Annotated in this window: 12 protein-coding genes; 3 read left to right on the forward strand and 9 right to left on the reverse strand. The window is 55.7% G+C overall.

Going from position 1 to position 13,693, the window contains the following annotated elements:
• Positions 1 to 78: 78 nt before the first annotated feature.
• From arsB to ACR0IV_RS14815, 4 genes are read right to left on the reverse strand one after another with little or no spacing between them, the layout of a single operon-like run.
• Positions 79 to 1,092 (reverse strand): ACR3 family arsenite efflux transporter, encoded by a 1,014-nt coding sequence (gene arsB, locus ACR0IV_RS14800; protein WP_480659548.1) that lies wholly within the window; start codon positions 1,090 to 1,092, stop codon positions 79 to 81.
• On the reverse strand, positions 1,089 to 2,354 hold the full coding sequence (gene arsJ, locus ACR0IV_RS14805) for an organoarsenical effux MFS transporter ArsJ (protein WP_480659549.1): 1,266 nt from the start codon (positions 2,352 to 2,354) through the stop codon (positions 1,089 to 1,091). Before arsJ ends, arsB begins: the two co-directional genes overlap by 4 nt.
• On the reverse strand, positions 2,351 to 3,349 hold the full coding sequence (locus ACR0IV_RS14810; protein WP_480659550.1) for an ArsJ-associated glyceraldehyde-3-phosphate dehydrogenase: 999 nt from the start codon (positions 3,347 to 3,349) through the stop codon (positions 2,351 to 2,353). Before ACR0IV_RS14810 ends, arsJ begins: the two co-directional genes overlap by 4 nt.
• Complete coding sequence (locus ACR0IV_RS14815; protein ID WP_480659551.1) at positions 3,346 to 4,179, reverse strand: arsenate reductase/protein-tyrosine-phosphatase family protein; 834 nt, start codon at positions 4,177 to 4,179, stop codon at positions 3,346 to 3,348. Before ACR0IV_RS14815 ends, ACR0IV_RS14810 begins: the two co-directional genes overlap by 4 nt.
• Before the next feature lie 572 nt (positions 4,180 to 4,751).
• Between ACR0IV_RS14815 and ACR0IV_RS14820 the strand changes: the two genes are divergently transcribed.
• Complete coding sequence (locus tag ACR0IV_RS14820) at positions 4,752 to 6,347, forward strand: FumA C-terminus/TtdB family hydratase beta subunit (RefSeq protein WP_480659552.1); 1,596 nt, start codon at positions 4,752 to 4,754, stop codon at positions 6,345 to 6,347.
• Positions 6,348 to 6,362: 15 nt separating this feature from the next.
• Positions 6,363 to 7,307: a LysR family transcriptional regulator gene (locus tag ACR0IV_RS14825; RefSeq protein ID WP_480659553.1), complete on the forward strand. Its 945-nt coding sequence runs from the start codon at positions 6,363 to 6,365 to the stop codon at positions 7,305 to 7,307.
• Here the strand turns inward: ACR0IV_RS14825 and ACR0IV_RS14830 are convergent.
• The 5 genes from ACR0IV_RS14830 to glmS are packed head-to-tail and all read right to left on the reverse strand — an operon-like array spanning position 7,282 to position 12,520.
• A complete protein-coding gene (locus tag ACR0IV_RS14830; RefSeq protein ID WP_480659554.1) occupies positions 7,282 to 8,133 on the reverse strand; it encodes an HpcH/HpaI aldolase/citrate lyase family protein in 852 nt (283 codons plus the stop codon). The two genes, ACR0IV_RS14825 and ACR0IV_RS14830, sit on opposite strands and share 26 nt — an antisense overlap.
• On the reverse strand, positions 8,130 to 9,287 hold the full coding sequence (locus ACR0IV_RS14835; RefSeq protein WP_480659555.1) for a CaiB/BaiF CoA transferase family protein: 1,158 nt from the start codon (positions 9,285 to 9,287) through the stop codon (positions 8,130 to 8,132). Before ACR0IV_RS14835 ends, ACR0IV_RS14830 begins: the two co-directional genes overlap by 4 nt.
• Positions 9,284 to 10,531: a methylaspartate ammonia-lyase gene (locus ACR0IV_RS14840; RefSeq protein ID WP_480659556.1), complete on the reverse strand. Its 1,248-nt coding sequence runs from the start codon at positions 10,529 to 10,531 to the stop codon at positions 9,284 to 9,286. Before ACR0IV_RS14840 ends, ACR0IV_RS14835 begins: the two co-directional genes overlap by 4 nt.
• Positions 10,532 to 10,546: 15 nt before the next feature.
• Entirely contained in the window at positions 10,547 to 12,013 is a 1,467-nt protein-coding gene (locus ACR0IV_RS14845; RefSeq protein WP_480734406.1) for a methylaspartate mutase subunit E, read from the reverse strand.
• A gap of 15 nt (positions 12,014 to 12,028) precedes the next feature.
• Positions 12,029 to 12,520, reverse strand: coding sequence for a methylaspartate mutase subunit S (gene glmS / locus ACR0IV_RS14850; RefSeq protein WP_480659558.1), 492 nt, complete (start codon positions 12,518 to 12,520; stop codon positions 12,029 to 12,031).
• Positions 12,521 to 12,990: 470 nt separating this feature from the next.
• Between glmS and ACR0IV_RS14855 the strand changes: the two genes are divergently transcribed.
• On the forward strand, positions 12,991 to 13,641 hold the full coding sequence (locus tag ACR0IV_RS14855) for a helix-turn-helix domain-containing protein (protein WP_480659559.1): 651 nt from the start codon (positions 12,991 to 12,993) through the stop codon (positions 13,639 to 13,641).
• Positions 13,642 to 13,693 lie beyond the last annotated feature (52 nt).

Below are 13,693 nucleotides of genomic sequence, written 5' to 3' on the forward strand. Positions count from 1 at the left end.
CCTTTTGTCAATAAGACCTAAGTCTGACTAGGAGCGGCGGATTTACTTCAAGGTGTGAATACCAAAGGGATCGCGACTTTAGGCAGGTTGGAAGCGATCACGCGTTCGGTTGGCGAAGGCGACCAGCGAGAGCATTACTGGGACCTCAACCAGAACGCCTACAACCGTCGCCAGAGCAGCGCCTGAATTCAGCCCAAACAGGCTTATGGCGACGGCAACGGCCAGTTCAAAAAAGTTGGAGGTACCAATCATCGCGCAAGGAGCCGCGATACGGTGCGGGACCTTCAGCGCATAGGCCGCCCCGTATGCCAGGGCAAAGATACCATAGCTTTGTATCAGAATCGGGACGGCGATCAGGACGATGACCATCGGTTTGGACAGAATCGTTTGGCCCTGAAGACCGAACAGGATCACCACCGTCGCAATCAGACCCATTACGGACCAAGGTTTGACTCGGGCCGAAAAGCTGTCGATGGCCTCTGACGATCCAAGCCGCTTACGGGTGACCAGACCGGCGATCAAGGGAAGGATGACGTATAACACGGTGGCCAGAACCAGCGTCTGCCACGGGACCGAGATATCGGTGACCCCTAGCAAAAAGGCGACGATAGGCGCGAATGCAACGACCATAATCAGGTCGTTGACCGAAACCTGAACCAGCGTATAGGTGGCGTCGCCTTTGGTCAGCTGCGACCAGACGAAGACCATTGCGGTGCAAGGCGCGGCACCTAACAGGATCAAGCCAGCGGTATATTGCGCGGCGTCTTCGGGCTCGATCCATGGCGCAAAGACATGGTCGAAGAATAGTACTGCCAGAAGGGCCATGGTGAACGGTTTGATCAGCCAGTTGACCGTTAGTGTGACGATCAGGCCTTTCGGTTGGCGTGCAACACCCGCGACCGCGCCGAAATCGACTCCGACCATCATGGGATAAACCATGGCCCAAATCAAAACGGCCACGACAAGATTGACACTGGCGACCTCGGCCGAAGCCACAAGCCCGACCAAACCGGGTGCAGCCAGACCGATCAGCACACCTGCGACCATGGCGAGGGCGACCCAGACGGTTAAGTAACGTTCGAAGATGCTCATGAATATGCCTCTTTAGTCTGGTCTTGCAACTTGCCGGACGTGAGCGCAGCTAAGGCAACCAATACAGCCGCCGTGCCCAGCACTAGGGGCAGCCCACCGATCTGATAGGTGAAGCCAGACAGGATGGTTCCGACAAGGCGGCCTGTCGCGTTGGCCATATAGTAAAAGCCCACATCCATTGTGACCCGCTCGGATTTGGTGAAGGCGAGGATCAGGTAGGAATGCAGCGAAGAGTTGACGGCGAAGATCGCCCCGAACACCAGCAGGCCAACGACCAGCGTGGTCGTCAGCCAGGTCTCAGGACCAGATGACAGCCAGACAGCCAGCGTCAAAGCCGCAAGAACGCAGAACAGTGCTACGGCCCAGTTACGCGCTGCGCGGATCAGGTCTTCTTCGGAACGGTTCGTGGCGCGTAGGATTTTGGGTGCGCTGGCCTGAACCGCTCCGTAAAGGATGATCCAGAATGCCATGAACGTGCCGATCATGAAAAACGCGCTGCGATTGCCCACTTCGGTGCCGTCGGACAAGACTGCGTAGAAATAAATCGGGATTCCGACGACGAACCACACATCCCGTGCACCGAACAGAAAGACACGCGCGGTCGACAACCAGTTCACATTGGCGGATTTTGAGAACACCTCGGAAAACTTCGCCCCCTTGCGCCCTTTGGGCAGGCCCGGCGGCATAAATCGAACGACGGCGAACAGGATTACCGCGAGCACGACCGCCATGACCAGGATGGCCGCCTGAAATCCAAGCGTGGCCAACATGACAGCGCCCAGCAAGAAACCCAGACCCTTGACTGCGTTCTTGGATCCCGTCAGCACGGCCACCCAGCGGAACAACCCGCCGCCTTCTGCGGGCGCAAGCAGTTTTACAGCGGATTTCGAGGACATCTTGGCCAGGTCTTTGGCCACTCCGCTCGCCCCTTGCACGATCATGACGAAGGCGACAGACGCACCAATCGCCCAGTCGGGGTTTAGTTGTGTCAGAGCCAGAAGCGCCAACACTTGCAACCCAAGCCCCGCATAAAGCGTCGATGTCAGCCCGAAGCGCGCCGCGATCCAGCCCGCCGCAAGGTTCGTCACCATCCCTGCGATTTCATAAAGGACAAACAGATAAGCCAGCTGTATCGGCGAGAAGCCCAGCGTATGAAAGTGCAACAGCACCAGCATCCGCAGCGCGCCATCCGTCAGCATAAACGCCCAATAGGCCGCGGTGACTGCGATATAGGCTGACAGTCCCTCCGGCCGTTCGGTCACAGCGAGGATCCAACCATCAGCGCAACATCGACCAGGCGATAAGCATAACCCATCTCGTTATCGTACCACGCATAGATCTTCACCTGAGTTCCGTTCACCACCATGGTCGAGGGCGCATCAATGATCGAAGACCGCGCATCATTGGTGTAATCGGTGGACACCAAAGGCCGGGTTTCATAGCCCAGAATACCCTTCAGCTCGCCTTCGGCGGCGCCTTTGAAGAAAGCGTTGACCTCTTCAACAGTGGTTTCACGCTCAACCTCAAACACGCAATCGGTCAGCGAGGCATTCAGCAAGGGAATCCGGACGGCATGGCCGTTCAGCCTGCCTTTCAGTTCGGGATAGATAAGCGTGATTGCCGTTGCCGAACCTGTGGTGGTCGGGATCAACGAATTCAGCGCCGATCGCGCGCGGCGCAAATCTTTTGCGGGGCGATCGACGATAGTTTGCGTGTTGGTCACGTCATGGATCGTGGTCATCGAACCGTGACGAATACCAAGGTTCTCGTGGATCACCTTAACCACCGGCGCCAGGCAGTTGGTAGTGCAAGACGCTGCCGTCACGATATGATGCGTGTCGGGGTCATAAGTGTTCTCATTGACGCCCATGACAATATTGGCGGTGGGGCCATCCTTGACCGGGGCAGAGACAACAATTTTTTTTACACCCGCTTCGAAGTAAGGAGTCAGCTTCGCCTCGGTCTTAAAGACGCCGGTACAGTCAATAACGACATCGACGCCGTCGAACGGAAGATTGGTTAGATCCTTGGTGCCAACGAAGGGCAGGCGTACGCCATTGATCGACACACCACTGTCGTCATGCGCGAACTCTGCATCCCAGCGACCATGCACCGTGTCGAACTCCAGCAGATGCGCATGCATCTCGGGATCACCGACCGCGTCATTGATCCAGGCGATGTTTGCACTTTTTTCAAGCAATGGCTTCAGGGCCAGTTTCCCCATCCGGCCCAGACCGTTTACCGCGTAAGTCGTCATTCCGCGTCCTCAAGTTGCGCCCTGCCGATGTCATCCACGGCGGATTGCAATGCGATCCGGTCAAGGCTTTCGACCGGCAAAGAGGTAAAAGCCTGAATACGCCGCTTGAGCGCTCCGTAAGCGTTCTGGAATGCGAGGCTTTTTTCAGCATCAGTGCCTTCGGTTTTCACCGGATCTTCCATACCCCAATGACCGCTAATTGGCTGACCGTCCCAGGCAGGGCATTCCTCGTTCGCAGCCTTGTTGCAGACAGTGAAGACAAAATCCAACTGTGGTGCGTCCGGGCCGGAAAACTCAACAACGTTCTTGGATCGCAGCACGTCGGTGTTGTGCCCTTTGTCTTTCAGGACCTGCACCGCAAACGGGTTTAGCTCCGAAAAGGGACGTGTTCCTGCAGAATAGACGTTGAACCTGTCTCCGGCGATATTTCGCAGCAGCGACTCGGCAAAAATAGACCGCGCCGAGTTGCCGACGCAGATGAAAAGTACGTTGAATTTCCGATCCGTCATGGTGCCTTTTCCTTGCTTCAGGGGCATGCAGATATCAGGGCGACCGCGGCAGCAATCGTTCAACAAAAAGCCGAGCATGTGCTGCACGTTCTTCATATCAACTGAATAGAGCAGAGAAGTGCCGACACGTTCCTGGGCCACCAATCCGGCCCTTAGGAGCGCATTGAGATAGCTCGACAGAGTACTGGCCTTGATGCCGAGTTCAGACGCCAACTCGCCTGCAGGTACCTTGTCAGGAAAACGTCGCATTAGCATGCGAAACACTGACAGGCGCTGCGGGTGGCCAAGAGCTGAGAGTTGATTTGATACTTCTTTTACCATATTTCGCGAAATATCGAAATAAAATCTATGCGTCAACGGTTCTATTTTCCGTTTAGCTGATAACGGCGAGCATTAATCCTACTGCAGCTTGTGTGCTATCTATCAGAGATACAGGAACAGAAGGGCCGATCTAGCGGACGAGCCGGGATACGGTGGCATTCGAAACGCCGGCCAAACCGGCGATTTCGGAAGCTGAATAACCAGCCATGCCGCCCGAAAAACTAAGTACCGCTTCTGCCAACCTCAGCTCGCTTGTATGAAGCTTTGGCAACTGGCGCGCACGCGCGATGAATGATTGTGATGACGCATTTTCATATGTGCAAAATACGTTTCACAAATCCTCATGTGAAGCGCTCGATCGTTTGTCTGTGCTCAACCAGAGTTAGCCAAGCCTAAACGGCGACCGCGTGCCCGGGCCTTTCGACTAACATTTCCGCAGCCAAAGAATTGGTGGTGGAAAGCCCATCCTCTTTTTTGTGGGTGCACAGAAAATACATAATGAAAAATTAACAATAATTGTTATTCATTAGATATCGTTGATCATTTTTACTGCTGCTGCTAAAACTCGCACCATGACTCAGCTTTCAAAATCAATCGCTAACACGAGCTACAAATACCTCGGATCAGAGGGACTGGAGACGGTTCATTTCGAGGATCAGGCTTTTCTGAAGGTTTCACCTGAGGGCGTCAGAACGCTTACGTCTACCGCATTTGCGGATGTGTCACACCTATTTCGCGCCAGTCACCTTGTGCAGTTGGCAGGCATTCTGGAGGATGCCGAAGCCTCGGCCAACGATCAGTATGTGGCATTGGAGTTGCTAAAGAACGCCGTGATTTCAGCGGAAAGGGAATTTCCCAGCTGTCAGGACACGGGCACGGCCATCATCCATGGCAAGAAGGGGCAGAACGTGTTGGTTCAAGGCGATCTGCACGAGGCCGTGCGTGAAGGCGTACGAGACACTTGGGAGACCCGCAATCTGCGATTCTCTCAGATGGCTCCGTTGACGATGTTCGAGGAACAGAACACCGGTACTAATCTACCTGCACAAATCGATATCGAGGCCCATACCGGCGACGCCCTTGATTTCCTGTTCATGGCCAAGGGCGGCGGATCGGCCAATAAGACCTTCTTGTTTCAGGAAACTCGCAGGTTGCTGGAACCTGAGCGTATTTTGGATTTTTTTGATGAAAAGATCAGGACTTTGGGCACCACCGCTTGCCCGCCCTACCACCTGGCCATTGTTGTTGGCGGCTTGTCGGCCGAGCAATGTCTGAAGACAGTGAAACAGGCCTCGGCGCGCGAACTGGATGACCTGCCGACGACCGGCAGCCCGGATGGCCGCGCCTTTCGGGATATTGAACTTGAGGCGCAGATTCTGAACCTGACCCGCAATATGTCCCTAGGGGCACAATTCGGGGGCAAGTATTTCTGCCATGATGTGCGCGTGATCCGATTGCCCCGCCATGGTGGCAGCCTGCCTGTCGGGATGGGGGTCAGTTGTTCGGCTGATCGGCAGATCAAGGGGCGCATTGACCGAGACGGTATCTGGCTGGAGCAACTGGAACATGATCCCGCCCGTTTTCTGCCCACGGAAGATTTCGGGGCACAGCCTGCGACCCGGATCAATCTGGATCAGCCAATGGACGGCATCTGCGCGGCGCTGTCCGATCTATCCGTTTCCAGTCCTGTTCTGTTGTCCGGTACGATGATTGTTGCCCGGGATCTAGTTCATGCGGAACTCGCCCGATTGGTCAATGAAGGTCGGGACTTGCCCCGCTATATGCTGGACCATCCGATATATTATGCGGGTCCGGCCAAAACGCCTGACGGACATGCCTCGGGGTCATTCGGTCCGACGACCGCAGCCCGAATGGACCCATATGTACCGGAACTGCAGGCACATGGTGCGTCACGGGTCATGATCGCCAAGGGCAATCGGGCGGTGTCGGTTGTGCAGAGCTGCCAGCGTTATGGCGGGTTCTTTCTGGGTTCGGTCGGCGGCGCGGCAGCGGTGTTGGGCAAGGATGTCATCAAAAGCATTGAAGTTCTTGATTTCCCGGAATTCGGAATGGAAGCCGTTTTTCGCATCAAGGTCGTGGATTTCCCCGCATTTGTGATTATTGACGACAAAGGGGGCGATTTCTTTACACGCAAGCCGACCCTTTGAAGAATAGGAATTGCGATGTCACCATCGTCTGAAAAGATCACCTTGCGCCAGTTGCAGATTTTTCTGGTTGCGATCGAAACCCGCAGCTTTGTACGCGCAGCTGAGAGGTTGTCGCTGACACCACCAGCGGTATCAATGCAAATGAGCCGTTTGAGCGAGGCGTTTGGCGCGCCTCTGTTCGAAAAGTCAGGGCGCTCGGTCATTCCCAGTGAGGTGGCCACCGCCCTTGTGCCCTATGCCGAACGGATGACGGAAACGTTGTCCGAGGCGGTTGATGTGGTGCAAATTATGCAGGGTAAACTGGATCACCGTGTGCGGGTCGCCATGGTTTCGACAGCGCGCAATTTCGGGCCGCATCTGTTGGCTCAATTTCAACAGCAGCATCCCGAATGCGATCTGCAGTTCAAGATTGCAAACCGTCGTGAGGTAATCGCGATGCTGGATGACGATCAGATCGATCTGGCGCTTATGGGGCGCCCACCGAGGCGGCTGGAAACGACCTCACACCAGTTTGCCAAGCACCCGTATGTCCTGATCGGACATCCGGACCATCCGCTGGTACGATCCAGCCGCATCCGCCGGTCAGATTTGCCTGCCCATAATTTCCTGGTGCGCGAGAAAGGGTCGGGAACACGTATGGTACACGAACATTTCTTTTCCGATTCAGGGCTGCCGCAGCCCCGAGCGCAGGAAATGGAAAGCAATGCCAACATCAAACAGGCGGTCATGGCGAATATGGGACTGGCTTTCATATCGGCCCATACGATCGCGCTGGAAATCACGGCGAATAAGCTCAGGATTCTGAATGTCGAAGGCATGCCGGAATACCGGGATTGGTTTGTCCTTCATCTTCGCGACAAGCCCTTGCGCCCTGCTGCGCGTGCCTTTCGGGATTTTGTCGATCAGGAAGGGCCTAGTTTCATGCGAGACTTTTTCAAAGACGCCGGGATTGCAACATAGCCTGCGCCCGGGCCACGATTGGGAGGTCTATCATTTTCCCGTCCAACATGATGGCCCCTAAACCCTGCCCAATCGCGGTTTCATATGCCTCGACGACACGGGTGGCATGGTCAATTTCATCAGCATTCGGGGCGAAAACGGAATTCACGACGCCGACTTGGCGCGGGTGAATACACATGACCCCATCAAATCCGATACTGCGTCCAAGCTCGACGCTGGTTCTGAACAGATCCATATTGTCAATTTCGGCGATGCTTGCAGGTAGCCCAATTGCCTCAAGACCTGCTGCCTTTGCAGCCCAGATCAGGGACTGTGCGGCAGGCTGCAGGGCGGCGGCGATGGGAAGACAACCGCAATCGGTCGAGAAGTCTTCGGTGCCGAAGGCCAAAGCCTTCAATCGCGGCGTGGATCGTGCGATGACCGAAGCGTGCAACAATGCCTCGGTTGTTTCGATAAGCGCAATCAGTCCGATCTGACGGTCCTGCACTTTGTTCTGGCGCTCAAGAATAGAGAGGTACTCGTCGATCAGACGCAGGTGATCCGCTCCTGTGACTTTGGGCACCATGATAGCCTCGACCCCGGGTAGGATGGCGGTTTCAAGGTCTCGCACGCATTCGCCCAGATCGGCATTCACCCGAACAATGACCGGCATATCTTGCGCTACCAGCGTTGAAACCGCGTCGGCCAGATCATCCCGCGCAGCCTGTTTCCGGTCGGGTGGCACGCTGTCTTCCAGATCCAGCAGGATCGCATCTGCACCGCGTTCATGCGCGCGTGCCACCAAACCAGCCCGATGCGCAGGGGTAAACAGGTAGGACCGGATCATGCCGGGACCTGCTCGGCAAACTCCATCCGAATGATGTCGGTATGTTCGCCAAGCGCCGGGACCCGACCAAAATGCGGGGTTTCGGGGTCGAAGCTGTGGCGCACCGGCGCGGCAACCAAATGTGCCTCTTCGCCGTTTTCCAGAGTAACTGCCGTGCGGCGCAGCTGAGGATGCTCGGCAAAGGTTCCGACCGAGTTTACCGCGCCATAAGCGATAGCCGCATTGAACAGTTTGGCCTCCAGCGCGGCCCGGTCATGTGCTAAGAAGAAGCTTGCCACGATTTCATCAAGAGCGGCGCGATTGGCAACGCGCTGCGCGGCGTCGCAGAACCGGAGGTCCGTGGCCAGTTCAGGCTGTTCGATCACTTCGGCACACAGGCGTTTCCATTCGCGTTCGTTTTGGATCGAGATCGCCAGAATTTCGTTATCTGCCGTAGTGAATCCGCCATATGGTGCGATCGAGGGATGGTGCAGGCCCACCGGTTGCGGCGCATTGCCAGCGTAGACTGTGTGCATCAAGGGCACGGTCATCCAATCGGCGGCAGTATCGAACAGGGACAGTTTCACCGCGCTGCCCTTGCCGCTGATGCCGCGCGCAATAAGGGCTTTCTGAATGCCAATAATGGCGTTCATGCTTGCACCGATATCGCAGACCGACACACCGATACGGCCCGGATGGCCCGGGGCCCCGTTTACGGACACAAGCCCGCTCTCGCATTGCACCAGAAAGTCATAAGCCTTCATGTCGCTATAACGACCATCCTCGCCATAGCCGCTGATGTCACAGGTGATCAGGCGCGGGTTGCGTTTGCGCAGCACATCCTCTCCAAAGCCGGCACGGGCAATCGCGCCCGGTGCAAGGTTCTGGATGAACACATCCGCCTTATCGAGAATCCGGTGTAGCAGCGCGGCATCCTCAGGGTTCTTGATGTCCAGACACAGGCTTTCCTTGCCGTGATTGGCCCAGACAAAATACGAGGCCGAACCTTTGACCGCTCCATCGTATTTTCGGGCAAAATCGCCGGTGTCTCGTTCGATTTTGATCACGCGCGCGCCGCCTTGGGCAAAGTGGCAGGACGCAAGCGGTGCTGCAACGGCTTGTTCCAATGAAACAACCAGCAGGCCTTCGTAAGGTTTGAATGGGGTATCGATCATGCGGCGTCTCGCGTCTGCAAAAGGGCAAGGGTACGGTGCATTTCATTGGCAACAATTGTCATGCCTTCGTCAAAACCCATGCCAGGTTTGACCAGAACGCGGTCGGGCCGGGTCGCCATGGCGGCATGCAGGCAGGCACGGGCCGAGATATCGGTCTCGTTGCAGGTACCGCCCTGATAGGCCGCAACACCATTGGCCTTGCAGTAGAGAACGGCATCGATGGTATTATGCAACGATCCCAGGTCCGGCGTTTTGATCTGAACCATGTCGCAGCAGCCAGCGTCAACGAAACGCATAACGTCCTCGAACGTGTTGCACCATTCGTCCGCGACGATTTTAACATTGCTACCAAGCGTCTTCAGAGCGGCACGAATATCACCCAGCAGGGTGATCTGGCCCTCCTGCGATCCGGCATCCGCTGGCCCTTCGATATACAGATCAAATGGTGCTGCGCGGCGCTCCAATGTGGCCAGATAGCTGGCGATCTTGTCAGCGTCATTGTCGAAGATCATTCCGATTGTGCCATAGACATCAATATGCAGCACCGGGTGATAGCCTGGATCGCTGCGCAGGTCCTGGATACGCCGTGACAGCCACGTGACATATTCGGCCAGTTTGCCGCCGTTTTGCCCCAGCTTTTGCGGGATGTTGTTGATCAGGCCATGGGGCAGGGCGTCGACGCGTTTCAACACCATCTTGTCCACGGCTTCATAGCGGTTGTCGCCGCTTTGCCCGAACAGCTTCAACGGAGCGATAACCGGTTCCAACCCCCATTCGTCGCAGACAACTTCAAATTTTATCCTGCCTTTCGCAATAGCTGCGGCCGACAGCAAAGCTTGTGACAAGCCGTATCTGACCGCCGTATGCAGCGGCTGCCCGTCAATTGTCAGCTTATCGAAATACGCCGCACTTTTGCGAAAGTTTGTGACGTCGTGCCCGATCAACTGAGGGGCCAGATGTTGCTTTAGAAACGGGATGACCTGCCCGGCCAAAAACAAGGGATCGCGGCCCGCGGCGCCGGAATACTGAACCGCCGCACAATCGCCTTCGGCAATCTGCCCGTTGTCCAGTTCAAGCAGGATCGAAACGCTCTCTCCAAATTGCCTGACACGGGCGAAACCCTCGGTTATGGCCGCACCGCTATAGACGAAACCGTCCTGCTTGGCACCCATTTTGATGGCCGCCTGATCGTCAAAATAGTACGAGGCAAGCCCCGGAGCAAAAACGACATTCTTGATCTTCATCTTACACTCTGTGAGTTAGGCGGTGATCGCAGGGCGACCAATCAGTTTGCTGGCGGATATGGCACGGACGTCGTCGACCACCATGTCAAAGGATACGTCCCGCCCTTCCGCGCGGGCGCGTTCGGCGATCCGATCCTTGTGGAAGGTCATGACATCTTTGGGCAGCGGTACGTTCCCGGTCTCAAAGATCCTCAATGCCCCGTGGTTGTCGCGCACTGGCGTCAGTTTCCCTGCGTTCCCCGAGGCCGGAGCGAAGGGCACATCCATTACGCCGGTTTCAAAGGCCAATACTGCACCGCGCGCGATGTCACCCTTGCCCAGTTTCAATACGGCGCGCATGACGGCGTGAACTTCGGCCTCGATCACTTCAACCTCAGTGAGGATTTCATTGCCGTCGTTCCGGTTCTGATCCGCGATCATGTTCACCATCTGCCGGGTTGCCTTAAGGCCGGCTTGATTTGCCTCGAGTGAAGGAATCCCGCTGGCTTCATGCGGAGTCTTGACGATTATCTTGGTGGCCCGCGCTTGTTTGGCGGCCAAAGCACCCAAGCAAATTACCGCTGTAGCCTTAGCCTCGTCTTCGGGGAAGCCGCCCATCCACTGATGGAAAACGGTCGTCAGCTTGTAGTCCTCATAACCGGCGTTCTGGAAATAATGATGACCCAACCGCCGCAGCGACCGCAGCGCTGCCACGTCCTGATCAAGATTGCCGGCCTGACCGTAACCCAGCGTGATACAGCGCACGCCCTGTTCCAGCGCCAGCAGCCCTTCGATGATCGCGACGACATGAGATACGAATGGCGGTACCAGCGTTCCGGTCAACGGCCCGAAAGGCTCGCGATTGATGCGCACACCGTGCTCTTCGAAACGCCCTACCAGCCGGTCGCAATATTGCCAGTGGCGGATCGACTGTTCCAGCGGGATATTCTTGGCATAGGGAATGTTGTACGAAATACCGCCACCCTCGTAGGACGAGAACCCGGCGCTCAGCGTTACCTCGGTCAGCAGCCGTGCATCCGGGGTTCCATGACGCACCTGGATCGGTTTTGACACTGCATCCACCAGTTTTTTGCATCCGGTGACACCGTGATTTACAGCCGGAAACCCATTCAACAATGAGGTTCCGGCAGCGCGGGACCGATTGATGCCTTCCTGCGCCTCGTCATAGCGGTTGTGGCGCGTGTAGGCGTCGATGGTGGTGGGCAACACATCGCAATACGGGGACAGACCTTCCATTAGCGCTGTGTGTTCCCGCAACAACGCCACACCAGCGCGCGGTTGCAGCAGTGTTTTCCCTGTTTCGTCCACATGTGCCAGTGCCACCGAGAATTGCTTGTCCTCGGGCAGAGCGGCCTGACGCTCAACCGCGGTTTCAAAATTTACTTCGGAACCCGTGTGCCATGATTGAAGAACGGTTTCGCGTTCAGCGTCAAAAACGGCATCGGCCAGCCGGGTATTCGTGATCTCTGGCATGTCAATCATGTCATCATCGGCCGTCTACACGGCAGCCCAGTCGGTAAATCTGACCGAGACTGCGCCGGAGTTATGGCCGATATTCGGAATGCGGCGCAGATCAATATCGTCCTTCAGCAACGCGACAACATCACTAATGTTGACCGAGGCTGGAAAGACGCGATCATATCCCATGTCCTGAAAGCGCTGCGCAACAGTCGCAAAGTCCCGCTTGCCGATCACAAGGTTCCCACCGACATACAACAGAATTTCCCCAATCCCTGCGTTTTCGCATCGCTCACGCAGCCCCTGGCAATCGATCTCACCATGGCCATAGATCGATGACACAAGGATCGCGTCCGCATTTTCCGCAAGTGCTGCCGTGACGAACTCTGCCTGACTGACCATGACACCAAGATTGACGACTTCTATCCCAGCCCGGGTCAACAGGCTGGTCAGGATCTTGTTTCCAACGGCGTGGCAATCAGCGCCGATTACGCCCAGAACTACTTTGTACGTTTTATCTGCCGCAAACATCTGTGGTGTCTCCTCCTGTCGCGCTGCCGGAGTTGGTAATTGCGATTCTCAGTTACGTAAAGAAAAATGACCTAGTTTTTATTATAGATAAGTTTTAGTTACTTTATTAGTGATCCTGGATGATATTCTCTCGGGCGGGCTGTAAACGACTTCTCCGTTTAGAAGCTTATCCCGGAACCTTGCGAACGGTATCCGTTCTCTCAAGGCGTACTTGGCTGGATGTCAGTGGTCTTGGCGCCGGTTGTCGTAGCTGTCAGAACACTCAGGAAGCATACAAAGAAAATCCGAAACACTGCTGCGACGGATCAATCGTAGTGCGCAAAAGCTCCTGATTGGGACGATCCCGTTACCGAAATCCGGAACCAAAGCACTGAGATGAAAAAATACTTGCCCACCAAGACCGACTACCCAAATCAGGTGGTCATGTGTCATGGTTGGATTAGACATCCAAAGAGATCAAGAGGACCGGAATGGCGCAGGCCGAAACGACCGATGAAAAAGTGATCTTTTCGCAGGACCCACATAAGGTTCGGGACAGTAGCGAAAAGAACCTGGAAACTGCGATCGGGCGCGAAATCAAGGCTTTGCGATTGCAGCAGGGTACGACAATTGCCGAATTGTCGGCGCTGACCGGTTTGTCGATCAGTATGTTGTCCAAAATCGAAAACGGTGCAACTTCGCCTTCATTGACGACGCTGCAATCCCTTGCGGATGCGTTAAGCACACCAATCACTTCGTTCTTTCGCCGCTATGAGGAAACTCGCAACGCGGTGCATACGAAAGCGGGCGAGGGCGTCGAGACCGAGAGAGCGGGCACCCGAGCCGGACATCAGTACAACCTTTTGGGTCATTTGGGGGCCAATGCCAGCGGAGTCGTGGTTGAGCCCTATCTGATTTCGCTGACCGAGGAGTCGGACAAGTTTCCTACGTTCCAGCATGACGGGATCGAAATGCTGTATATGCTGGAAGGTGAGGTCGATTATCGCCATGGCGACAACATCTATGCATTGAAGCCGGGGGATACTCTTTTCTTTGATGCCGACGCGCCTCACGGGCCCGAGATTTTGGTGAAACTGCCCGCCAAGTATCTGTCGATCATCTCGTATCCTCAGACCAGTTGATCCTTAACGTCTTGTTTTCTTTTGAACCGGGATGGCAGTCGCCTCGGGTGTT

The organism is Ruegeria sp. C2, from assembly GCF_056537765.1.